This is a genomic window from Streptomyces sp. NBC_00086, assembly GCF_026343255.1.
Lineage (GTDB): Bacteria > Actinomycetota > Actinomycetes > Streptomycetales > Streptomycetaceae > Streptomyces.
Genome location: NZ_JAPELZ010000001.1, coordinates 1,910,545 through 1,933,569 on the forward strand (window position 1 = coordinate 1,910,545; position 23,025 = coordinate 1,933,569).

The window sequence follows — 23,025 nt, forward strand, 5'->3', positions numbered from 1 at the left end:
CAGGGCGGCAATCTTCCACGCGGGCTTAGCCGAGCAGGCCTGCTTTCGTACGAGGCTTCCGCACTGAGCTGCTGCCCGCCGGGGCGAGATCAGTCTGCCGCGGGACGGCTGCTGTCACCGAGGTGGTCGCAGGCGCCCATGTGGTACCGCGCGGGGGCAGACGGTGTCAGGTGATCGCAGCATTGGTACCAGTTCGCGCGGACCTGCTACGGGTGGCAGGCCTGACGGCGTATCGACCGCGGGGGCCGGGCAGCACGAGCGCCCCCTTGACCACCGCAAAGAATCGCTCCAGGCCGGGGACCAAGGCGTGGGCGACGTGGATGTCACCGGGCAGGACGCGGATCGTTCGCCGGTAGGCCGTGTACCCCCCGGCGGCGAGCAGGGAGAGTACTTGGTCCAGTCGGTGCTGCGGCCCTCCGGGCGGCTGCCGGCGGTCCGCGAAGGGGACGAGCTCGGCACGGCTCAGCTGACCGGTCAGGTCGAACCGCCCGCACGCGTGGAGCTGTGGGTAGCTGTGCAGGGCGCGCAGGTCGGCCTGCCGGTCGAGGGTGTCCCCAGGGGCCAGGGCCCGGACCTGCACTGATTCCAGGAGTTCGGTGAGGGCCCGGTGAACAGCCTGGCGCATGCTCAAGGAGGCACCTTGGCCACGGAAGTACGGTGACTCGGGGGTGGGAGGGCTGTAGGCGACGACGGTGGGGATATCGAGGTCCGTGGTCGCGTCCAGCAGGTGTACGCGGTGCCCCGCGCTTTCCTCGACGTGAGCGTGGAGGCTGGCCAGGTCGGGCGGCAGAGTGCGGGGATCAAGTTCCGCGAGGTGGTGGCCGCTGCCGAGGAAGGCGTGTGCAAGCAGGAGCGAGCAGGCGTCGCGCTCGACGGTCTCGTACAGGGCGTGCAGCGTGGCGTCAGTGAGGGAAAGGCCGAGGCCGTAGCCGGAGTTCACCGCGTACCGGGACAGCGCGCGGTAGTCGCCCTGGTCGCCGGCCCGCTCCCTGAGGGCCGGGCCTTGCTCCGAGTCCGCGTACCAAGGGGACGAAAGATAGACGGGGACGTCCAATTCATGGACCTCCGCGAGTGGCTCGTACGTCCAGCAGGCGAGTCTCTGCTCCGGAGCCGCGGCCAGGAGCAGAGCGCTGGCCTCGGCGGCCAAGGCCCCTCGGGCGAGTTCTCCCGCGTACCGCAGCCGGGTCCGAGCCGGATCGAAGCCGGCCGGACCCGCCAGATGGCGTTCCAACGCCTCGCACACGGCGCCCAGTCCGGCCCGTGCAGCGCTTCCGGCTGCGTGCCCGACCGCATCGGGCACCACGTTCCCCTGCCTGTCGAGGAGCTGGCACGAAACGGTGGTCGGGTGCTGACCCGCCGCGTGGTCCGTCCACTGCGGGAAGAGCCCGAGGACCTCGGCCGCACGGAGCACCACGGCGGTGGCCTGCTTGAGCGAAGGGGTCAGCTCGCCGGCCGGCCCGGCAGGTACGTGAGGGGTGGTTGCGGTCCGGCCGGGGGCCGGCCGCGCGCTCTCGTACCCACCTGGCGTCATGCGGTCAGGCCTGCCCGCCCTGGTCTCCCTTGTCATCGAGGCCCAGCTCGGCGGCGAGGACCGCCTCGGCCTCCGACAGTTGGGTCTCCATCGGCTGGACGATGCCCATGTCTCCGACGCTCGCTCCCATGGTCTTCACCTTCCGTTTCCGTCACTGGCCAAAGGGCTGCGGGTCCGCCGCCCTGCCAGAAGGTAATCGGGCACCGGGCGGGCAGGCAGGGCGCACGGGGGCGCATCCGCCCCCCGAAGGAGGACGGCGCGATCCCGGCCCCGCGAACGTGCCCCCAGGCGCCCTGCCTACTGCTCAAGCCGGGTAACGTCGGGTGCTCGGGGACCGACGGCTTCACCGACCGCTCTGGTGATTGTCCACAACTGGTCGGCCGACAGCCGCACATCCAGCGCACCGATGTTCTCCCGCAGGTGACCAATCCTTCGCATGCCCGGGATGGGAACCACGGAGTCGCCCTGCGCGAGGAGCCAGGCGAGTACCAGTTGCGCCGGCGTGCACCCGACCTGCGAAGCGAGGGCACGTACGCTCTCGACGACGGCGAGGTTGGCGGTGAGGTTGGCACCCCGAAAGCGCGGCTGGTCACGTCTCACGTCGTCGTCGGACAGCCCGTCCACCCCTGCCATCTCGCCTGTCAGGAGGCCCCGGCCGAGCGGACAATAGGCCACGAGGGCAACACCGAGTTCGCGGGCCGCGGGCAGGATCTCCTTCTCCAGGCCGCGGGTCCACAGTGAGTACTCGCTCTGCAAGGCCGCGATCGGCGCCTGCACACAGGCCCGGCGCAGCGTCTCGGCGCTCACCTCCGAGAGACCGAGGAAGCGCACCTTGCCCTCATGGACGAGTTCGGCCATCGCGCCGACGGTGTCCTCGATCGGGACGCCGGGGTCACGCCGGTGCAGATAGAACAGGTCGAGATGGTCGACGCCCAGCCGCTTCAGCGACGCCTCGCAGGCGCGCTTGGCGTACGCCGGTGTGGAGTCGACCCTGCGGGCACGCGCGTCGGCGCCGCGTACGACACCGAACTTGGTGGCGAGAAAGACCTCGTGGCGACGCCCGGCGATGGCACGACCGACGAGCTCTTCGTTGGTATGCGGCCCGTACATGTCGGCGGTGTCGAGGAAGGTGACGCCACAGTCGAGGGCCTCGCTGATCGTGACTCTCGACTCTGCTTCGTCGGACGGTCCGTAGAAGTCCGACATCCCCATGCACCCCAGACCCAGTGCCGACACCTGCGGACCGTTCCGGCCCAGCCTCCGCGACAGCATCCGCCCTCCCCACTCCCGTGCCCGGCCTCAGCCTAGGCGTCCAAGAACCAGCAGCAGAGGGCTTGTTCGGGCCTTCTGCAAGCCCTCCGGGGTCTCCTACGATCACAGCACGGATCCGGGACCAGGGAAGGGGCCGTGCCCTGTGAACGAGTACGCGACCGGCTGGCAGCGTCGCAGCTTCACGGGCAGCGCGGCTTTCAGCCTCGCCTACGATCCCGATCACCCGAGGCTGGCCGGACAACTGCGTGACCGGCTGCTGCACGGGGCGGGCTTCGCGCTCGTGACGGGTGTCCCCGTCCAGGAGGGGACCACGGCCGACGCCCAGAGGCTGGGTGAGTCGATGCTGAGCCCCCTGGGGGAGCTCCTCCCCCAGGGAAGGGACACGGACCGGACCCTGGGCTGGCTGGTCCAGGACGAGGGCGTCTCGGCGTACACCGACGACCGCAGATTCCACGAGACGGCGTACACGTCGAAATCGCGGGGCTACCTTCAGCTCCACAACGACCGCGCCGTGACGCCGTTCGGCCACGAACCGGACTTCATCGCGCTGCTGGCCCATCGCAGGGCCCTGCGGGGAGGCGCGTCCGTCCTGGTGGACGGCCTGACCGTCCACCACATACTGAGCGAGCAGCACCCGCGTGAACTCGGGCTGCTCCACTCCCCCTTCGCCTTCGACCGGCGCCATGTGACACCACCAGGCCAAAACCCCGTCGTACACGGGCCCGTCTTCGAGCAGATGGATGGCCGGCTGCGCCTGCGGTGCAACACGACGCGCATGCGGACCGCCTCCGAACTCACCGGCGACCGTCTTCCCCCGGACCGCCGCGCCGCACTAGACGCCCTCACGCAGGTCCTGGCACGCCCCGACCTAGCTATCACCATCGAGCTTGACGAAGGCGACTGCCTGGTCATCGACGACCGGCGCATCCTGCACGGCCGCACGACCTACCAAGACCACCCGGAGCCCGCCCGTCGACGCTGCCTGGTGCGCATCATGCTCAAGCAACACGGCACCCCGCCGAACGCTTGACGGACCGCAGGGCGTTCAGTCGGCGGCCGGCTGAAGACGTCACGGGGGGCATGAGACGGGTCCCCCGGGGGCGTCACGGGCGGTAGACCTTGCCCGCCTCGGGTTGGGCAGGTGCGAGGAGCTGGGAGACGGTCACGAAGGTGTAGCCCTGTGCACGGAGTGCGGGGATGACGTCCTGGACCGCGGGGGTGGTTCCGGCGTACCGCTCGTGGAGGAGGATGATCCCGTCACGTTTCGTCTGGTCGAGGACGCGCTTCTTGATCAGGGCCGTGTCGGTGGTCTGGTAGTCCTTCGCGGTGACGCTCCAGAGGATCTGGGCCAGGCCCAGGTCTTTCATGACCTTGGACACGTCGTCGTTGGTGGCGCCGCCAGGTGGCCGCATGAGGTTGGGCGTGCGGCCGGTGGCCTTCTGTATGTCCTCCTGGACCGGTTCTATTTCCGCGCGTATCTCGTCCGGGGTGAGTTCGGTGAGATTCTTGTGCGACCACGTGTGATTCGCTATCTCGTGGCCCTCCTCGGCCATGCGGTGCACGGTGTCGGGATAGGTATCGGTGTGCCCTTTCCCTTGGAGGAAGAAAGTCGCCGGAACGGTTTCCTGTTTCAGGATGTCCAGGAGTGCGGGCGTCGGGGCGCTGGGGCCACCGTCGAAGGTGAGGGCCACGCATTTCGCGGTGCGGCAGTCCACCGGGGTAGCGGCCGCATCGTCCGCGACGGCTGACTTGTTACGAGCGGCGGCGGGTGAGGTGACCCCGGTGAGGGTGCTGCAAGCCGTCAGGGCCGCCGCGATAACGGCTGTGAGGAGCAAAACGGCGGTCTTCGGCGTTCGGGTGGTGCGGTTCATGCTGATGATCACCGGTTACCGGCGTCTGCGAGGGGGCGCAGGGTGTAGTGAACGGCGAAGCCGAAGGCGGTGAGGCCGGCCACGAGGAGGATCAGTTGACTCAGGACCGGGCCGTAGAAGAGGTCGGCGAAGAGGAGATCCGACAGCAGGCCGGTGAAGCGGGCGGCAAGTGGCAGGCCCGCGGCGACGGCGAGGATGCCGAAGATGAGGGCCAGGGCGGCGAGCATGGGGCGGACTGCGGGGGCGGTGCGGTTCGTCACGTGTGTTTCCTTGCAGGAGGGGTCAGGCCGATGGGAAACACACTAGGAAGCACGGCAGTTCGGTTTCTTCGGCAGAAAGTCGGCGATGCGTGAGTGACGAAAGGATGAGTCCCGGGCAAGGGCATACACCTTGGTATAGAGATGCGCGCGGACAGCGCGCATAAGTGATCACCGCCCTCCGGCCGGTCTCCAACGCCGTACTCTTGACCGTTATGGAATGGGGAATGACGGAGCCCGCCGCCAGGCGCCGGAGCACCGAACTGCTTGTCGCGGCCGGAAGCGCCGCGCTGTGCGTGACCGTCGGCTTCGCCGAGGCGCGCGGGTTGTCGGTGTACCCGAGGCTGTCGTCCCTTCCCCTCTCGATCCCGGGGACGGGCAGGCTGCCCATATACCTCGCAGCCCTCGTGCACTACGGCATGGTTCCGCTCGTCGGCAGCGCGCTGCTCTTGGGACGCAGGCGCCGGCCAGTGGCCGTCGCGGTCGCCCTCACCATCCTGGCCACGATGACGCCGCTCATCCCCGCGGCCCTGGCCGCTCTGTTCACCGTCGCCTCGATGCGTTCTATCCGGACCACCTGCGCCGTCACGGCTGTGGCCCTACTCCCGCTGCCGCTGTACCTGGCCCTGCAGCCGTCCCTCTCCTCGGCCTCGCTGGCCACCGCACTGACCGGCGGCGTGCTGGTCGGCGGCGCCGTGGGCTGGGGACTGTTCCTGCGCGGCCTTCACGACCGCGGCAAGCAGGCCAGGGCACAGGCCGTCCTGCGTGCCGAGCAGATCCGCCAGCGCGAGCGCGAATCGCTGGCCCGGGAGATGCACGACGTGCTCGCCCACCGGCTGTCCCTGCTCAGCGTGCACGCCGGAGCCCTGGAGGTGAATCCCGGCGCACCGCCCGAGCAGGTCGCCCAGGCCGTCGGCGTCATCCGCTCCAGCGCACACCAGGCCATGGAAGACCTCCAACAGGTTCTCGGCGTCCTACGCACCCCACTCCAGGCCGAGGGCGCCCGACCCGAACCTCCGCAGCCCACCCTGGGCGACATCGCGCCTCTCCTGGAGGAGTCCAGGACGGCCGGCATGCGCATCGACCTGACCGATGAGGTCCTCCACCGGTCACAGATCCCTCCAACCACCGGACGGACGGCCTACCGGATCGTGCAAGAGGCCCTCACCAACGCGCACAAACACGCACCCGGACACGACGTACGGATCGCCCTGCGCGGCGCCCCGGGCGCGGGCCTGAGCCTGGAGGTCACCAACACGGTCCCCGCCGGGGAGGGGCCCAACCTGCCGGGCAGCGGATCCGGACTGATCGGCCTGAGCGAACGAGCCGCTCTCGTGGGCGGCGACCTCACGTACGGCCCCCACGGGGAAACCCACCATGTCCGGGCACAGCTGCCGTGGCCGGCATGATCCGCGTCCTGCTCGTCGATGACGACGCCCTAGTCCGTGCCGGCCTGCGCATGATGCTCGCCTCCGCTCCCGATATCGAGATCGTCGCCGAGGCGGCCGACGGCAGCGAGGTCGAATCGCTGGTGGACCGCCACGGCCCCGACCTCGTCCTGATGGACATCCGCATGCCGGGCGTCGACGGCCTGGAAGCCGCCCGCCTCCTGCGCGCACGCCCCGGCGCCCCCGAGATCGTGATGCTGACGACCTTCTCCACCGATGGCTACGTCCTGCGTGCCCTGCAGGCCGGCGCCGCGGGGTTCCTGCTCAAGCACACCCGCCCGGACCGGATCATCGAGGCGGTGCGGCAGGCCGCCGCCGGAGAGCCCGTCATGTCACCCGAAGCCCTCAGCCAACTCATCGGCACCGTCACGGCGCCCCCCGGCCCCACGGACGCACCCGCGTCGGCGGCGGTTCCCTCCCCCGACGCGCAGGAGCAACTGGGTCTGCTCGGCGACCGCGAACTCGAAGTCGCCCTCGCCGTCAGCCAGGGCAGGACCAACGCCGAGATCGCGTCGGACCTCTACATGAGCATCCCCACCGTCAAATCCCACATCTCACACATCCTGGCAAAACTCGACCTGAACAACAGGGTCCAGATCGCCCTGCTCGTCTACCGCTCCGGCCGGACCTGAACCACCCGCAAAGAACGGGCAAGGTGCCGAACCATGGCCGCCTTCGACGCCCGATGGTGACTCTCGTGACCTTGATCCGTTGGATACCCGGAATGTCATCTCCGGAGGAGCTCCTCATGCTCAAGAAGGTCCTTGTCGCATCACTGCTCACGGCTACGGCGGCCATGGGGGCGGCTTCACCCGCCATGGCCGCTGAACCAACCCCGCCGACCGTGCGGGACGTGCCCCTCACCCGTAGCGCTCCGAGTGACGGACCCGCCGCCCCACGGGGGAACAGCTCACGGCGCTGCTCCTACGGGTTGCTCTTCAACGACAACCGGCTTACCTGCGACTACGCGCAGTTCATCGGCGCCTAGTCCACGGGCAGCCTGGCACGCGGGTTGCGCCTGGACAGCGGGGTTCCCAGCCGCAGGAAGGCTCTAAACGATCTAGCCGAAGGCGACGACCTGGCCCCACCCTGGGCTCGGACATGATCCGCAGCGTTGTGGCGGTCTCAGCGTCGAGGGTGCTGGAAGGGCACCCCGGGCGCCGGCCGGCAGCGGCCACGGCGACAGCTCGGAGAACACCGTCGGCCCCGGGTCGACCGTCGCGAAGGCAGGTGCCGGTGTTACCGATACCAGTGAAGGCCCCACGGAGCCGCGATGCCCGGCACGTGCTGCTCAAGGCCCGGGCTCTGGTGGATCCGGAGCTGCGCGCGGCGGTCGGGAGTCTCCCGGCGCCTGCACGGAACGTAGCTGCGTACCACTTCGGTTGGAGGGACGAGCGCGGCAGGCCGAGTTCGGGCGGGGTGGGGAAGTTCCTTCGTCCCGCGCTGGTGCTACTTGCCTGCGAGGGGGTCGGTGGCAGGCCGGAGCAGGCCCTGCGGGCGGCCGTCACGGTGGAGCTCGTCCACAACATGTCCCTGATTCACGATGACGTCATCGACCGAGATGCCCTGCGGCGTCACCGCCCCACCGTCTGGTCGGTGTTCGGACTCCCGGCCGCGATCCTGACCGGGGACGCCCTGCTGTCCCTGGCCGGGCGAATCCTGGCGGACGCTCCCGGCCACGCGGGCATGACGGGCCGCGCGTGGCTGGACGATGCCGTCCAAGAGCTCATCGCAGGCGAGTTCGCCGACAGCACGGCCGAGAACCGCGAGGCGGTCACCCTGCAGGAGTCGGTGGCCACGGCGGAAGCGAAGACGGGCTCGCTGATCGCCCTGTCCTGCGCGCTCGGAGCCCTGGCCGGCGGTGCCGACGAGGCCAGGGTGGGTCACCTGCGCAGCTTCGGCCGCCATCTGGGGGCGGCCTTCCAGCTGACCGACGACATCCTGGGAATCTGGGGCGACCCCCAGATCACCGGGAAGCCGTACCTGTCCGACCTGAGGTCCCGCAAGAAGTCGCTGCCGGTCGTGGCCGCGCTCGCCGCCCCCGGGCAGGCCGCCAGGGAGCTGGCCGGTCTCTACCACTCCCCCGCCGTGCTCACAGACGCGGAGCTGATGCGCGTCGCGGAGCTGGTGGAGGCGGCAGGAGGCCGCGCCTGGGCGGAGTGCGAAGCGGGCCGCCGCCTCACCGAGGCCATCGCCGGCCTGGAAGCCGCAGACCTGACCCGGACCGCGTACGACGACCTGAGCGCACTCACCCTCATGATCACCGGCCGGGACCACTGAGCCCGCCTGAACGCCGAGCACGGCCGTCACCTCGCGGCGCCGACCGCGTAATCCGCCCAGGCCAGAGCATCGACACCCGACACGACCGATGCGTCAGCGCCCCCAGGGCCCCGCGAAGGTACCCACGGTCACCGAAGAACACCGACGACGCATGAGGAGTGGACGATGGACGCACCTTCCCTGAACGGCCTGGTCTGGCCCACCTGGCACATCCCCTTCCCCCACCGGCAGAACCCCGTGGTGGACCAGGTCGAGGCCGCGCACCTGGAGTGGATGGACCGGTTCGCTCTGGCCCCGACAACCAAGGCAATGGAGCACTACCGCAAGGCACGCAACGTGGAGGGGAACGCCTGGTTCTACCCCACCGCCTCCTTGGAGGACCTGATCCTCCTGACCAACATGATGGGCTGGTTCTGGATCTTCGACGACCAGTTCGACGACGGCCAGACCGGCCTGGACGTCGCCAAGGCCAAAACCATCGCCTCCGGGATCATCCCGATCCTCTACGGCGCCCCCGCTCCCGCCGGCTCCCCAGCGCCCTACCAAGGCCTCGCCGACGTCGTCCAAGGGTTCGGCATACGCCTGGGCCCCGACAGCATGCGGCGCCTGGGGCGCGGCATCAGCCAGTTCATGCTGGCCTACATCTGGGAAACCGAGAACCGCTCCGCACGCAGGTTCCCCACCCTGCGGGAGTACATCCACATGCGCGTCCACAGCGGCTGCGTCGTCCCCGTCTACGACGTCGTCGAACTCGCCGAGAACGTCTCCCTTCCCTACCGGCTGCGTGAATCGGTATGGATGAACGACTTCCTCTTCGACGCCGCGAACATCATCAACTGGCAGAACGACGTGGTCTCGCTGGTCAAGGAGAGCAACCAGCACCACGTCAACAACCTGGTGTACATCCTTCAGAACCAGAATGGGTGCAGTCTGCAAGAGGCTGTCGACACCGCCTACGGCATGGCCACCGGCCTGAACGAGAAGATCTTCCGAGCGCAGCGGGAACTCCCCGGGATGATGGACATCTTCCGCCTCGACGACACCGAACGCGACGGCGTCCAACGCTGGTTCGACGGTGTCCTGCTGGCGCTGGGCGGCTGCATGAAATGGCACGAGATCACCCACAACCGCTACCTGCGCTACACCACAGCTCTCGACGACATCGATCGCGGCGCTCCCGGCGCCAACCCCGCCTACCTTGCCGACCTGCTCCCCAACGAGCGCATCCATCCTGGAGGAGCACCGGTCTGACCGGGCGAGATGGCGGAGGCGGAGACGACTGGCCGCAGCCGGATACCCCCAGCCGCGTATTCATCCGCTCGTACGGACGGCACCACGGACTGAGATCAAGGGCTGCCGCGTCGCCCGCAAACTTCGCAATCACGCCGAAGGAAGAGGACTGTGCCCCTGAAGCCCCCACAGGCGACACCCGCCCCCGGATCCGCGAACAAGGGGGGAAACGGCGTCGTCACGGGCGCGCCCGCCCCTCACGCTCCGGGCGCCTGGCCGCTGGCGGGCCATGTGCCTTCCCTGATCCGCAACCCCTTGCGGTTCGTGACCTCGCTGGCCGCGCACGGCGACGTGGTGCGACTGCGGCTCGGGCCCCTGCCCGTGTACGCGCTCACCCACCCGGCCCTGGTCCACCAGGTCCTCGTGGAGGACGCACGCGACTACGCGCGGGGCCGGATCTTCGAGAAGGCCGGCCCCTTTCTCGGCGATGGCCTGCTCGCCCATTCCGGCACGGAGCACCGCCGTCAGCGGCGCCTGCTCCAACCGGCCTTCCATCGGGACCGGATCGCCGCCTCCATCCCCATGCTGCGGCAGGCCGCGGAGCGCATCAGCGCCTCATGGTCGCCGGGGCAGACCGTGGCCGTGGACCGCTCCATGAACGAGCTGTCCCTGACCATGCTCACCAAGACCCTCTTCGCCGCCGACGCGGGAGCCCGCGCCGCCACCCAGATCGAACGCGCTCTGCCGGTGCTGGCCCAAGGCCTCATCACCCGCACTCTCATGCCCGAGTGGTGGACGAAACTTCCCACCCCCGCCAACCGCCGCTTCGACCGGTCCGTCCATGACATGGGCGCGTCCATCGACGAGGCCGTCCACGCCTACCGCGCCGAAGGCCGCGACCACGGAGATGTGCTCTCCATGCTCCTGAGCACGCGCGACCATGACGGGCAAGCCCTGTCCGACCAGCAGATCCGCGACCAGCTGATCGGGTTCGGCCTCGCCGGAGTCGAGACCACCGGCGCGAGCCTCGCCTGGCTCTTCCACGAACTCGGACGACACCCCGAGATCGAGCAGCGCGTCCACGCGGAACTCGACACGGTCCTGGGCAGCCGACCGCCCCTGTACGAGGACCTGCCCGCCCTGCAATACACCGGCCGCGTCATCACCGAAACCCTGCGCCTACACGCCCTCTGGCTGGTCATGCGCCGCACCCGCACCACGGTCCGGCTCGCAGACACCACCCTGCCAGCCGGGGCGGAGATCCTCTACAGCGCCTACGCCCTCCACCGCGACCCCCGCTGGTTCCCCGACCCCGAGCGGTTCGATCCCGACCGCTGGCTCCCCGAACGGGCCCGACAGGTTCCCAAGGGGGCCTTCATCCCGTTTTCCGCCGGAGCCCACAAATGCATCGGTGACTCCCTCGCCTTCACCGAGATGACGATCGCGCTCGCGGTCATCTGCCGACACTGGCGCCTGCGCCCCACCCCCGGCGTGCGCGTCCGCGAAGTCGCCCGCGGTGATGTCCACCCGAACCGGCTCCCCATGATCGCCGAGGCACGGTCCATCTGAACCCCGCTCAGCCTCGGCTCCTCGGGCCGCGCTGCCGTACGCGAAACCCAGGAGGTGACGTACCAGGACAGCGGCGGCGGGCGCTCCTCGGCGGCCCGCTCGACCGCGCCCCGTACGGCGGCCAGGGCCTCGGTCGCGATGGCAGCGATCAGCTCGTCCGGGTCGCGCAGACAAGAAGCTCCTGATCAAAGGTTGCGGTGCGCGGCGGTTGATCGTCACCGGCACACTCCACCAGGCACTCCCCGCCTCCTGAACCCGACGCGTGCCTACTGCTGTCGGCCTCTGCGTCGGCCGCACGCCAGGAAGGTCAGTTGATCTTCACCGAGGTGATCTGGTCGTTCCAGTTGAAGGTGGCCTCTGGCCCGTACGGGACCTGGTCGGCCTTTCCGGCGGGTGCCTGGCCCAGGGTGCCGTAGGCGGTGCGGCGGCGAGCCGTGGTGGTGAAGCTGTGCCCGCTGAATTTGTGGTCCTGGTAGATCGTGACCCGGCGGCCGGTGTTGTTGATGAGGGAGGAGGCGCGGTCGCTCATGCCGTTGAGATTGGGGTCGCTGACCTTGGTCGCCCACATCGATCCGCCGGTGGCGGACTTGGGCTCCTTACTGGGGAACCCTCCCTTGGTGTTCCACTGCACGTCGTCGTAGATGCACAGGTATCCGTCCGGGCATGCCTCGTACCCGTGGCCGCCCTGGACGTAGAAGGTGTCGGGTTGCACCTCTGCGGCAGCGACAGGCCCGCCGGGCAACACTGGCGCCAAAGCGATGAGTAAGCCGGCGACGACCAGGAGCCCTCGTACGCGGTCGATGTGCATGCTCCGATACCTCCGAAAGTGGTGAGCGCGAATCGCATGATCAACGCCACCCCGTCCAGAAGGTCACCGCGGCAGAACAGCGATTCGCCAGTGCCCCACGCCTCACGCCCCAAGGCGGTGGTGGCGGACCAGGCGGTAACCGCCTCGGGCGCCGAGATCGCCCCTTCGACAACCGGTAGCGATGCAAATGCCGGCCGCCATCAGCGTCTGGATTTGTTCACAAGAACGCGAACTAAGCCACCGCGCAGGATGCTCGGGTCACACTCCGGCCGATCCCGCCTGCTGCCCGGCAGTGTTCGGCCAAAGTTCCTTCCTGTAGGCCAATTCGATCCCGTGAACACGCTCCGCACCATCATGATCACCTCATGACAACGAACTTCCCCGTGACGATTCCGCGCTCAGCCCTTGGTCGCGGCCTGCTCGCTTTGGGCGCCACCTTGGCCTCGGCACTGCTGGTTCTCACGGGCTCGACCCAGGCGCACGCCATCGTCGGCGGATATGAGGCGAAGCCGCTGCAGTTCCCCTCCGTCCTCGCGCTGGAGAAGAACGGGCAGCTGATCTGCGGGGCCACCCTCATCAAGCCCGGCTGGGCCTTGACCTCCGCGGCGTGCACGACCGGATCCGCCCCCAGTCAGCTCAAGGTCGTCTCGGGGGCGCTGGCCCTTACCGATCTGTCTGTCCCCGGCATCACCACGGTGCAGGTCGCGCAGATCGTTTGGCACCCCGACTACGCCGCGAGCTCCGGGTGGAACAACATTGCGCTGCTCAAGCTCAAGTCGCCTCTCGTCGCCGTCCCTGCGGCTCTTCCGCAGTCCGGGGCCGCGTTCACCGGTACGGTCACTGCCGCGGGCTGGGGCGCAACCCGTGAGGGAGGGCAGCCCTCTCCCACGCTGCGCTACGTCAACACCCAGGTGGTGCCTCGATCGACGTGCCGGAGCCAGTACGGCACCGGCGCGATCGCCGACAGCATGATCTGCGCCGGAGTGGACGCGGGCGGAAAGGGCACCTGCAAGGGCGACGGCGGGGGCCCGCTCTACAAGAACGGCACCGTCATCGGCATCGTGTCCCACGCGAACGGCTGCGCCAGGGCGGGGTCGTCCGACATCCTCACCAACGTCGCCTACTTCCGGACCTGGATCGACAGCAAGACTGCGTAGACACAACCGGTCTGGGCCTCTGCGATCGCGGGAGGCCGGCCTACCAGCGGAAGCCATCGGGGCAAGCATCTGGGGCAGGTCCGCGCCCATCGCGGCGAGGCGTGCGCCCCACTCATCACCATGCAGGGAGCTGTAGATGACGTTCTACATTCAGAACATCAGCACGGGACTCGTTCTCGACGTCCAGAAGGGCCGGGCCCTGGTCGAGGAACTGACCACTCGTGAGGATGTCCCGGCCGACGTGCGCGAACGTGCCGCCGAGTTCAAGCCGGCGCTGGAGCTGATCGAGTCTTCCCTCACGGCCGGCGTTCCGGGGGGCACGGCAGCGGTGAAGCCGTAGCCATCACCGCTGCCGTGTGGGTGCCGCCAGAGCGGACTGGTGGCACCCCACACAGGCCGCTTCGGCTGAGGAGAAGCCCCGGTAGATCTGCCGGAAACGATGCTCCTTCAGGAGTCCCTTTCCGGCGGAACCGTGTTTGGCGCGGGCATGTCGCAGCCGACGCGACGGCCCCGGGGGGCTTGCCAGGCCGGGTTGTCGGCCCGGTGCTCCGCTAGGAGATCATGTTGATCTTCGTCGTTTCGTACGCTTTGGCGGTCGCGCCGGTGGCCCTGGCAAGCTCGGCGAACGTCGTCGCCGAGGTTTCGTCCCAGAAGGCCAGCGTGAACGAGGAGTCCGACCGTCCCAGCAAGTTGTCGATCTCCGCGGGGCTGTACTCGCTGCCGACCCTCTCCGTGAGGACGGCCCGCAGGAGGTCTTCGTCGCCGCCTGAGACGTCGACGTTCCACAGGTAGGAGACGGGCCTGCCTGATGTCAGGGTGCCGTTCGTCTGATCGCTGCCGAGCCCGCTGTCGTAGTAGCCCATGATCTTCCCTTTCGGTAGGTATGACAGGGGGCGGGCGTAGTCGCCGTGGCCGGGCCACCGGCGAGGACACCGATCCCCCGATGAAGCGGCATCCGCTTGCTGATCGGCCGTCGCGAGCGTTCAACCACCCTGGCACCGTCTGGTTACGGCCGAGCGCCGGGTGGCTGGAACTTCCGACTGCGGGTGACTCAGGCCGGGGGCTCGTTGGACAGCCCGGCTCTCCGAACGCCCTCGCCGTCAAGCGCATCGGGCACACCGGCGGTGCCGCCTCCGCCCTTCGCGCCCCCGACTTTGACGGGCGGCCGCAGACCCACGACCGCGACACCGCTGATCCTGGATAACCGGACGGACCGGACCGCGTCCGGCACGGTGACCGGCGAAGCCTGTTGTCGTTGACCATTACATGATCAAGAAGACCGCACAGGCCGCACTCGTCGTGGGCGCCGTCCTGCTCTCCGCCGGCCTGGCCCACGCCGATGACGACACCGTCGACGAATCCACCGTCCGGGACCGCACCGGCACTCTCACAGCAGACTTCGAGCAGCAGAACCCCCACGGTGGACGACCGTCGGCGGGCACCGACACCCTGGGGATGCCCCGGCCGGGACACGACATTCCCGTGAAGGTCGACTTCACCGCGAACGAGGACAGCAAGACCGCCATGCTCGACGTCACCGCGTCCGAGTTCTGACCGCCGGATTGCCGCGTCGGCGAGGCATAGACCAAGCCGGCTCTACGGACGGCCGCCCCGTCCTGCATATCGCGGTGTGTCGGGGGGCTCAAGCGGGTACCGGAACGCCTGCTGGCAGGTGCCGGTGGCGTAGCAGGCGGTGATCTCGGCAAGGACCTCGTCTTCGGTGATGTGCCCGGTGGCGTCGGCCTGGCGTTCAGCCGCGACACGGCGGGCCTGGTCTGGGTCGGCGCCGAGCACGGTCAGCATTCGTTCCACGGCGGCGACGGTGACGCCACCATCGCCGCCGTGATCGGCGGCGGTGTAGACCGCCCGGTGCCAGGGCAACGCGATCCGAGCAAAGGCTTCCGGGTCCTGGTGCAGACCGGTCTAGGGGGCGATGTCCACCCCGACCGGACCCCCGTGATCGCTGAACCGAGGACCACCCGAACCCGATCGAACTGAGCATCCTCAGCGTCACGTCGACGCCGCGCCCCCTCCCCATCCCTCACGGGCCCAACGGAGCCCAAGGTTAGGACTTTCGCCTCTTGAGGGCGGTTTGTCCTCAAATAGATTGATCGGGAAGGATTCCAGTCATTCGAAGGAGCAGCGCGCCATGAGCGAGATCCAGTGGGAGGCCGGCCCTTACCGGATCCGGGTGTCGCTGCCGGAATCGGATGCACCCTGGGCCGTCGAGGGCACGAAGGGCCTGATGGGCATCCGCCCCCTGTTCCAAGGGCGGGGACCCGAGCCCCGTCCAATCGCCGAAGGCGACAGCGGGATGGACCCGGCGGTGCTGGGTTACCTGGGGAAGGGCTTCTAGACCGCCACACCGGTCGCCGACCTTCCTCATGTCGACCTGGGTAGCGACGGGCCGGGCCCTGCGGACGCCGTTGCGTTTCGGCCGGAATCGACGGCCGGCAGGGCTGGAAATCACCGTCATCCGATCGAGGGGATCTTGGCTCTCCGATGCGGCACTTGCGGCGCCGACAGACCAAGATCGTTACATGAGCAACCCCATGACACGACGTCACATTCTCGGTTCCGCAGCGGCGGTCGGCGCCACCGCCCTCCTTGGCGGCGGGACCACGGCATCCGCCGCCCGGGCGGCCTCGGGCCCCACACCCTCGCGGGCCACCGCAGCCGATGCCGTTTCTGAAGAGAGGGCCCTTCTGGAAGGCTTGAAGCAGGTCGCGGACCCGCAGTGCGACGAGGCCGTGACCGACGCCTTCGAGCGGGGCCAGGGTCCGGCTGTCAACGAAGCCCTCAAGGGATGGGGAACCAACGGCCAGGCCATCCCTGAGGGACTGCCCGCCAAGCTGCGCGACTTCCTGGAGACGACCCGACAACTGCCCTCCTGGGTCGACCCGCAGGCACTGGCCGCCGGTCACCGTTTCGGCATGGCGCACGCGCAGCAGATCTCGTTCGCCGCAGTGCTGTACGTGACGCCGGAGCGGATGCGCTTCCCCGCCGCGGCGGCGGCCATCATCGGGATCGAGGGCCCGCACGACAACAAGCAGGGCTTCGCCAAGGCGCTGCGCGCCGTGGGCGACATCCTGCACAAGACCCCCTACGGACCCCAGGGGGCAGGCTTCGTCACGCCGGCACGGGTACGGATGGCGCACTCCGCCGTGCGCTACCTGCTGCACACCGAGGGGCACTGGGACACCGGCAAGTGGGGCCTGCCGATCAACCAGTTGGATCTGCTCGCCGAGGGAAGCCTCTTCACCAGTCGCCTGATCGACCACCTGCCCAAGCTGGGCGTCCACCCCAGCGAGGAGGAGGCGGAGCACTACTACCACGAGTGCCGCGTCGGCGCGTCCCTGATGGGGGTCTCCGAAGTCGGCATGCCCTCGACTCTGGCCGCGGCACGCAAGCGTGCGGTGGTGGGGGACGCGCTGCACGCGCGGGTGACGCCGCAGTCCGCGAAGTATGTGCGGGCGACGATCGAGTACTTCTCCTCGCTGGTCGGCCCGAAGGAGATGACGGTGCCGCCAGCTACCGCTGTGGTGCGGTACATGATCGGCGACGTGGACGCCGACGCCTTCGGCCTGGCCCGCTCCTCGTGGGATGCGGTGGTGCCGTCCGCCGTGCACGGCTTCTTCACCGGCACCCAGGCGGGCGGGCTGCCGACACCGTCGGCGACGATGACGCGCGTGGCGGTCCAGATGGTCCAACGCGCGATGAACGACGGCAAGGAAATCGAGCTGACGATGCCCCTGCACCTCTACGGGCACCGGTAGAGAGCCTCCGGACACCTCGGCCTCAATCTCGCGGACCGCAACGCCGGCGACGCGACGGCACCCCTCACCGGAATGCGTGACCTGGCCCGCCGCCCGCAGGACATGCACCACGCGGACCACCGTCCGGTGTGATCATGCCAACGGCCCCGTAGCGCTGGCCCTTCGCCACTTTCCATGAAGCGTTTCCGCACTTGTCTCAGTTTGATCCTCAGGCCGCGGCGATCGTCGCGGACCTTGAGGACCAAGTCCATCACCACTCCTTTGAGTTGCTGGCGTCATGAACCCGCTGCTTGTTGATCATGGGCTCGTTTGCCGAGGCGGAAGAGGAACGCTACCGACGCAAGGGAGACACAGTGCTCAGGAAAGCAGCCATCGCCGCCCTGGGGGCCGCCAGCCTTATCGGGCTGTTTGCGGGCCCGGCTCAGGCCGACGACGAAGTAGACGCCTGGTTCTCGGCGGAAGCACCCGTGGAGGACTCCAACGGATGCCTCGAAGGGGAGGTTCACAAGAGGCGTCCCCACGGCAAGAGCGAGTTCGTCGACTGCTACAGCAGCCCCCGCGACTACCCCTCGTCGCTGTCGGCGCAATACAAGATCTGACCACGCGGTCACCTTCTGGAGCGACTGCAGGGCACTCGGGCAGATTCGATCTTGAACATACGTTTCACCTCTCCAATCAGTCCCTCGCTGGCCCGACCCTCGGATCATGTGTGGAATATTTTGAGGCATAAAACCGTGTACCCTCAGGGGAGTTGAACTCGCCAGGGCTGGAGGTGAGCACGTGCGCGACCAGAAGAGCTTGGTTGCGGATCCCGGGATGCTCACACTGGCCCGTGACTCACGCGGCTGGACACAGTCCGAACTTGCTGACGAGATGACACGTCTTGATGGCAGCCGCATCACCCAGGGGTACGTCAGCCGAGCCGAAGCCGGCCGCATCCCCGTCAGGGACGGGCGCGTGCAACTGTTCGCCGACGCCCTGCGCTACACCGCCGACACCCTGTGCCACGCCGCTGAGACGGCCGGTGCAGGTGTCGGACTGGTGCACCACCGCAAGCGAGCCTCCCTGGGGGCGCCCGCCCTGCGTCGGATCCATGCGACGTTGGCGCTCACCCGGCTCCAGGTCGACTCCTTGGCCCGGGCAGCGGACCTCCATCGCAACGACAGGTTTCGGCGCGTGGAGGTCAACGACTTCGACACTCCCGCGGATGCGGCGGAGACGATGCGTGAGGAGTGGAACGTCCCCGCAGGGCCGATCGAGGACATGGTCGCCCTGCTCGAAGATGCCGGCGCTCTGGTCGTAGTTCGGGATCTCTGCACCACCGAGCTCGACGCCGTGAGCCAGTGGCCCCCCGGCGGGTGCCCGTTGATCTTGCTCAACTCGCATGCACCAGGGGATCGTTCTCGCTTCAGCCTGGCACACGAGCTGGGTCATCTGGTGATGCACGGCGAGCCGGGTGAGGGTCGCGTGCAGGAGGACCAGGCCAACCGGTTCGCCGCCGAGTTCCTCATGCCCCATGACGCGGTCCTGCCCGAGCTGAAGCCAGGCATCGACGTGTCCCGTCTGCTGGACCTCAAGGCCCGGTGGGGGGTGTCCATGGCGGCGCTCATCAGGCGGGCCATGGATTTGGGAGTCATCAGCGAATGGCAATACCGCACGCTCGTGGTCGAGTTGTCCGCCCTCGGCTACCGCACCAACGAGCCGACCACCATCCGGCGCGAAAATCCGCGCCACCTCGCTCAAGCCGTCACCCGGCTTGAGCAGCAGCTCCACCTCAGTCCGACCGAGACCGCCCACCTGGCTGGCCTGGGTCGCGAGGAGTTCCACGAGATCTACTTGTGCACTTCCTCTCCGTCCGGCCACAAGGACGTGCCGGACTCTTCTGCGAGGTGATTCATGAGCAACACCCCCTCCCCGAGGCGGCGACCGCCCGCCCTGAAGACGCTCGACCACACCGTTGCCGCCGTGCCGCTCCTCCAGGGGCGGGTGCTGCTCCACGAAAACGCCATCAACCTTCCGCGGCCGCGGCCCGCGCTCGATGACGACTTCAGCGGCGTCGTGATGACCGGAGCCAAAGCCGAAGAGCGGGCCTTCCACCTTCGCAGCACGGCCGGCTATGAAGGCACCCTGCTGATCGACAGCGCCCCTTACACCACCTATGTCGCAACCGCGGACGAGCCGTTCATGGTGCCCACCGACGAGCTGTTCGCCTCAGTGGACACCTCGCTGGCCTTCCAGAAGGCACGCGGAGCGAGCGCGGCACTGACCCCGACCGGCTACATTCCGCCCGCGGACTCCAAGACGCTCAAGGCAGTGATACGCGAGGCCAACAAGATCGAACGCGCCGACACCGTCGTGACGCTCCCGATCGACGTCACGTGGCTGAACCGCGAGAACATTGGTCAACTCATCGCGGTCTCCACGAAGATCCGGCACCCGAAGGCCCTCGTCCTGTTCCGCCAGTTCGATCCGCTGGAGCAGACGAAGGACATCCCCTCCAATCTGCGCCGCCTGCTGGCCGAGGTCGAACACGTGGCACTACTGCGGACCGACCTCGCTGCGCTTGATGCGATCGCGCACGGCGCCTTCTGCACCGGCATCGGCGTGCAGAGTTCACTCCGCCACGCGATCCCGCCCGGCGAGAAGGCCCAGACCAACAAGGCCGGCCCCACCTACCCGAGCGTGCTGATGCCGGAACTCATGTGCTTCAAGGGCGCCGAGTCCCTCTCCAGGTTGTACGGGAACGTGGATCCCGCAACCTGCTCCTGCGAGGAGTGCGACGGGCGTGGACTCGACCGCTTCTTCCTGCCGGACGGCGAAACCCGGCGCGAGGCCGACAATCACACCGTCCTCACGTGGAGCGACTGGGTCACCGAAATGGCCGGCTACCAGCCAGGCACCCCGCGTAAATCGTGGTGGCGCGACAAGTGTGCGGCCGCGATCGACCGCTACGCACTGGAGAACCAGCGCATCGGGCTGGGCGCCAGCCCCCGGTCCGGATTCCAGGCGCCCTCCCCGCTCAAAGCATGGGCGACACTCCCCGTCACCCCGTAACGAGCCGCGGGCCGGATGCTCAGGGGAGCTGGCGGTGGACGTCTTCCAGGAACTTCCAGCCGGCAACGGTATGGCGTCTGCGCACGAAGGGCCGCGGCGGCACCACCACTTCCACCGAGTCCCCCTGAAGCGTGAGCAGGCCGATGCCGTAGAAGTCCGCGCGCAGCACGGCATCATCCTTGCGCCGCAATACGCCGTCCACCACCACCGCGCGAGAACAGAACGGAGTAAATCGCTCGGCCTTCTCCATCCCCGACTCCCAGCTGCGGCCGGGCACGAACGCCATGTCGATGTGGACAGGCTGCGCCGCGCGACGGGTGATCGACCCGTCCCTGCGGACCGCCGCGCCTTTCGGAAGGGACTTCAGCACCCGCCGCTCCCTCTCGCTCAAGGAGCTGGCAGGAACCGGCTCGCCCAGGGGCAGCGACATGAGGAGATCCAGCACGTCAGGCCGCGTCAGCGGCGGCATCCCTTCGGCTGCCCGCCGCTCCCGCTCAAGCGCGTCATGCCGATAGGCCACAACAGCTTCCGTCCCGAAGGCTTCGACAAGCGCGAGCTTCGCCTCGCGGGGCACGAGGTCGCAGGGAGCCAGCGCACCTGCGACGACATCCATCTGCTCTCGCGCCACGACCGACATGAACCAACCCGCTCTCGTTTCGAACTGACACCCTCGCCTGCGGAGCGTCTGCACGCCCCTGCTTACCCTCAGGCACCCATCACCGGAAGCACGAGCGGCTCACGTTCACACGATCCACTCGCCAATCCCCTGCTGGCCGCAGCCGAGCGGGACCGACACCCCTAACCCGCCTTCCCCTGACCAAGACACGGGAACGCCTCAGCACGGACGGCCCAGGCTAGTACGGGCAGTCGTACGCCCGGCGGCCGCCTCCTCAGATGATCGCGAGATGGCCAGCACCCGTCATAGTCCGGCCAGCAAGCGTCCACGGCGGCCACCAACGAACGACTGCGAGCCTAGCCACCACAGGCGGCCATGCCTACATCTGTCCGAATCTTCATCCAGCCTGCCAACCCCCTTCCCCTTCCACCCCCGCCAGGCGGAGTGCGGCTGCGAGCATGCCTGTGCAGGCATTCGCACGGTGGGGAGTTCAGGTGCCATGAGAGCTCAACGAACGGCAGCAACAGGTGCTGCAATGGGTCGCCCGAGGCTGCCCTGACGGCGTGTGGGAAGGAACCGGGCACAAACTCAGCTGCCAAGCCCTGCACAGCCGCGGACTGGTCAAAGTCTCCAGGAGCCAGGGGCGGTGGTCCGTCGCCCTCACCAAGGCCGGCCAGCAATACCTGGACCACGGATCCCATCCCCCGGAACAGCCTCGGGGCAAAGACACCGCTCCCGCGCCGCAGACCGGAATCCAGCCACCCGACGTGGCCAAGAGCAAAAAGTCCAGCGGCCAGGCGGCTGCGCCCGTACCGGTTCAGCGAACGAGCTCCCTTCCGCGGAAGAAGGCCAAGACCGTCACGGAACAGCTCCTGGAAGAGCTCGCAGAAGCCGGCCGCGTCGTCAAACGCGAAGCCAGCGGTCGGGAGACCGAGAAATGGCCGATCCGTGTTGCCGCAGCACGGCGGTCGGGAAAGATCCCTGCAACCAAGGAACTGCACGCCGGCTGGTGCCGCGACGGATACGAAATCCGGCTGGTCGACACCCCAGCCTGGCCCTTGGCCGTACTGTCACCCGTTGCCGTACCGGCACGGCTCCCCACTCCACACCCCGTGGTCAGAGCTCTGCAGGCGCACTCCCAGCCCATGGCACTGACCAAAGCCGTGCAGGGCAGAGCCTTCTGCCTCATCCACGCACTGCTCACCGCAACGCAGAAGCTGGGGTATGTCAGCGCGTTCGGTACGGCCGAGAGTGCACCCGCCCCTCACCGCCGGCGCGGCGGCTCTCCCCACTTCACCATCACAGCCCAGGGCCAGCGATGCGATTTCCTCATCCTGCAAGAACAGGACCGGACCGACCACATTCCCACGAAGAAGGAGCTCTCGGACGCCGAGAAGCACTCCTGGGTGCGGATTCCTCGGTACGAATACTCCCCCGCTGAACGCCTGAGGATCTGCATCAGCGGCGGGTCACGACACAGGGCCGACGAGTGGGCCGACACGGCCGCACGCCCTCTTGAGCACCAGCTCGCCGAAATCGTGCAGGAAGTGGGGCTCAGGGGTGAGGCTGCCGAACACAAACGGCTGGCCGACCTGGAGGCCGCACGGGAGAAGCGGCTCCGGTGGGAAGCCGCTATGGAACAGGCAAAGATCGACTACGCCGAGGCAGTCCGTATCCAGCGACTCGAAGCACAAGAGAAGGCATGGCGTCGCGCAGCGGACCTGGCCGAGTACATCGACGCCCTCCGCCTCCACACACAGAACCTGCCGACTGGTACGGAGAGGGACGGAGCCGAGGCATGGATCGCTTGGGCCTCGGGCCACGTGCAGCGGCTGGACCCACTCAACGGGACGCTCCGCCTGCCGGATATTCCCGAACCTCGCGCCGACGATCTCCAGCCGTTCCTGCACGGATGGAACCCCTACGGGCCCGGCTTCTAGAAGCAAGGCACCTTGACAATGTCACGGAACGTGTTCGGCGCGGTCGGTCAGAATCTGGTTCCAACACGGACCGACTCGACTGCCCAACGCCAAGAAGGGCACCTCCCTTGGCAAGATCACAAGCTGCCGTGGGAGGCGCCCATCCATTACTGACGAAGCGTCAGGATTTTCCGATCGCGTGCGTCAAACGTGCGTCACGAGCGTCGAATCAGCGTC

25 protein-coding genes are annotated in these 23,025 nt (G+C 68.2%); 16 read left to right on the forward strand and 9 right to left on the reverse strand.

Translation table 11 applies throughout. The features are described from left to right. Positions 1–166: 166 nt before the first annotated feature. From OG276_RS08430 to OG276_RS08440, 3 genes are all read right to left on the reverse strand, one after another. Positions 167–1,531: a YcaO-like family protein gene (locus OG276_RS08430; protein WP_266903848.1), complete on the reverse strand. Its 1,365-nt coding sequence runs from the start codon at positions 1,529–1,531 to the stop codon at positions 167–169. A 4-nt stretch (positions 1,532–1,535) separates the two neighbouring features. Next, positions 1,536–1,661, reverse strand: coding sequence for a hypothetical protein (locus OG276_RS08435; protein ID WP_266903849.1), 126 nt, complete (start codon positions 1,659–1,661; stop codon positions 1,536–1,538). Positions 1,662–1,828: 167 nt separating this feature from the next. Further along, on the reverse strand, positions 1,829–2,803 hold the full coding sequence (locus OG276_RS08440) for an aldo/keto reductase (RefSeq protein ID WP_266903850.1): 975 nt from the start codon (positions 2,801–2,803) through the stop codon (positions 1,829–1,831). A 142-nt stretch (positions 2,804–2,945) separates the two neighbouring features. On the opposite strand from OG276_RS08440, the gene OG276_RS08445 reads away from it, so the two are divergent. Next, a complete protein-coding gene (locus OG276_RS08445) occupies positions 2,946–3,833 on the forward strand; it encodes a TauD/TfdA family dioxygenase (RefSeq protein ID WP_266903851.1) in 888 nt (295 codons plus the stop codon). Positions 3,834–3,906: 73 nt separating this feature from the next. Here the strand turns inward: OG276_RS08445 and OG276_RS08450 are convergent, their stop codons facing one another. Beyond that, a complete protein-coding gene (locus OG276_RS08450; RefSeq protein ID WP_266903852.1) occupies positions 3,907–4,674 on the reverse strand; it encodes a polysaccharide deacetylase family protein in 768 nt (255 codons plus the stop codon). An 8-nt stretch (positions 4,675–4,682) separates the two neighbouring features. Next, positions 4,683–4,934: a hypothetical protein gene (locus OG276_RS08455; protein ID WP_266903853.1), complete on the reverse strand. Its 252-nt coding sequence runs from the start codon at positions 4,932–4,934 to the stop codon at positions 4,683–4,685. A gap of 224 nt (positions 4,935–5,158) precedes the next feature. Here OG276_RS08455 and OG276_RS08460 point away from each other — a divergent pair, with 224 nt between their 5' ends. The 6 genes from OG276_RS08460 (at position 5,159) to OG276_RS08485 (ending at position 11,458) form a co-directional block, all read left to right on the forward strand. After that, a complete protein-coding gene (locus OG276_RS08460) occupies positions 5,159–6,340 on the forward strand; it encodes a sensor histidine kinase (protein WP_266903854.1) in 1,182 nt (393 codons plus the stop codon). After that, positions 6,337–7,011, forward strand: coding sequence for a response regulator transcription factor (locus OG276_RS08465; protein ID WP_266903855.1), 675 nt, complete (start codon positions 6,337–6,339; stop codon positions 7,009–7,011). The genes OG276_RS08460 and OG276_RS08465 overlap by 4 nt, the downstream gene beginning before the upstream one ends. 92 nt (positions 7,012–7,103) lie before the next feature. After that, positions 7,104–7,367, forward strand: a complete 264-nt coding sequence (locus tag OG276_RS08470; RefSeq protein ID WP_266903856.1) for a hypothetical protein — start codon at positions 7,104–7,106, stop codon at positions 7,365–7,367. 431 nt (positions 7,368–7,798) lie between these two features. Then, positions 7,799–8,659: a polyprenyl synthetase family protein gene (locus OG276_RS08475; RefSeq protein WP_266903857.1), complete on the forward strand. Its 861-nt coding sequence runs from the start codon at positions 7,799–7,801 to the stop codon at positions 8,657–8,659. 165 nt (positions 8,660–8,824) lie between these two features. Next, positions 8,825–9,910 carry a terpene synthase family protein gene (locus tag OG276_RS08480; protein ID WP_266903858.1) on the forward strand — a complete coding sequence of 362 codons (1,086 nt, stop codon included), beginning with the start codon at positions 8,825–8,827 and terminating at the stop codon, positions 9,908–9,910. Between the two features lie 150 nt (positions 9,911–10,060). Next, positions 10,061–11,458 (forward strand): cytochrome P450, encoded by a 1,398-nt coding sequence (locus OG276_RS08485; protein ID WP_266903859.1) that lies wholly within the window; start codon positions 10,061–10,063, stop codon positions 11,456–11,458. A 307-nt stretch (positions 11,459–11,765) separates the two neighbouring features. Here OG276_RS08485 and OG276_RS08490 read toward each other — a convergent pair whose 3' ends face one another. Then, positions 11,766–12,170: a peptidase inhibitor family I36 protein gene (locus OG276_RS08490; RefSeq protein ID WP_266903860.1), complete on the reverse strand. Its 405-nt coding sequence runs from the start codon at positions 12,168–12,170 to the stop codon at positions 11,766–11,768. Positions 12,171–12,631: 461 nt separating this feature from the next. On the opposite strand from OG276_RS08490, the gene OG276_RS08495 reads away from it, so the two are divergent. After that, a complete protein-coding gene (locus OG276_RS08495) occupies positions 12,632–13,423 on the forward strand; it encodes a serine protease (RefSeq protein WP_266903861.1) in 792 nt (263 codons plus the stop codon). A 136-nt stretch (positions 13,424–13,559) separates the two neighbouring features. Further along, positions 13,560–13,763: a hypothetical protein gene (locus tag OG276_RS08500; RefSeq protein ID WP_266903862.1), complete on the forward strand. Its 204-nt coding sequence runs from the start codon at positions 13,560–13,562 to the stop codon at positions 13,761–13,763. 211 nt (positions 13,764–13,974) lie between these two features. On the opposite strand, the gene OG276_RS08505 is transcribed toward OG276_RS08500, so the two are convergent. Then, positions 13,975–14,286, reverse strand: a complete 312-nt coding sequence (locus OG276_RS08505) for a hypothetical protein (RefSeq protein ID WP_266903863.1) — start codon at positions 14,284–14,286, stop codon at positions 13,975–13,977. Positions 14,287–14,689: 403 nt separating this feature from the next. On the opposite strand from OG276_RS08505, the gene OG276_RS08510 reads away from it, so the two are divergent. Next, the gene (locus tag OG276_RS08510; protein WP_266903864.1) at positions 14,690–14,977 is read left to right on the forward strand and encodes a hypothetical protein; all 288 of its coding nucleotides are present in this window, start codon (positions 14,690–14,692) and stop codon (positions 14,975–14,977) included. 42 nt (positions 14,978–15,019) lie between these two features. On the opposite strand, the gene OG276_RS08515 is transcribed toward OG276_RS08510, so the two are convergent. After that, positions 15,020–15,304: a hypothetical protein gene (locus OG276_RS08515; protein ID WP_266903865.1), complete on the reverse strand. Its 285-nt coding sequence runs from the start codon at positions 15,302–15,304 to the stop codon at positions 15,020–15,022. Positions 15,305–15,572: 268 nt separating this feature from the next. Here OG276_RS08515 and OG276_RS08520 point away from each other — a divergent pair, with 268 nt between their 5' ends. The 5 genes from OG276_RS08520 (at position 15,573) to OG276_RS08540 (ending at position 20,253) form a co-directional block, all read left to right on the forward strand. Further along, positions 15,573–15,779, forward strand: coding sequence for a hypothetical protein (locus OG276_RS08520; RefSeq protein WP_266903866.1), 207 nt, complete (start codon positions 15,573–15,575; stop codon positions 15,777–15,779). Positions 15,780–16,137: 358 nt separating this feature from the next. After that, the gene (locus tag OG276_RS08525; protein WP_266903867.1) at positions 16,138–17,199 is read left to right on the forward strand and encodes an oxygenase MpaB family protein; all 1,062 of its coding nucleotides are present in this window, start codon (positions 16,138–16,140) and stop codon (positions 17,197–17,199) included. A 299-nt stretch (positions 17,200–17,498) separates the two neighbouring features. After that, on the forward strand, positions 17,499–17,798 hold the full coding sequence (locus tag OG276_RS08530; RefSeq protein ID WP_266903868.1) for a hypothetical protein: 300 nt from the start codon (positions 17,499–17,501) through the stop codon (positions 17,796–17,798). A 181-nt stretch (positions 17,799–17,979) separates the two neighbouring features. Continuing rightward, positions 17,980–19,092, forward strand: coding sequence for an ImmA/IrrE family metallo-endopeptidase (locus tag OG276_RS08535; RefSeq protein WP_266903869.1), 1,113 nt, complete (start codon positions 17,980–17,982; stop codon positions 19,090–19,092). Positions 19,093–19,095: 3 nt separating this feature from the next. Then, entirely contained in the window at positions 19,096–20,253 is a 1,158-nt protein-coding gene (locus OG276_RS08540) for a hypothetical protein (protein ID WP_266903870.1), read from the forward strand. Between the two features lie 19 nt (positions 20,254–20,272). Here OG276_RS08540 and OG276_RS08545 read toward each other — a convergent pair whose 3' ends face one another. After that, positions 20,273–20,890: a hypothetical protein gene (locus tag OG276_RS08545; protein ID WP_266903871.1), complete on the reverse strand. Its 618-nt coding sequence runs from the start codon at positions 20,888–20,890 to the stop codon at positions 20,273–20,275. Positions 20,891–21,636: 746 nt separating this feature from the next. On the opposite strand from OG276_RS08545, the gene OG276_RS08550 reads away from it, so the two are divergent. Continuing rightward, positions 21,637–22,809 carry a hypothetical protein gene (locus OG276_RS08550; protein ID WP_266903872.1) on the forward strand — a complete coding sequence of 391 codons (1,173 nt, stop codon included), beginning with the start codon at positions 21,637–21,639 and terminating at the stop codon, positions 22,807–22,809. Positions 22,810–23,025: the final 216 nt, after the last annotated feature.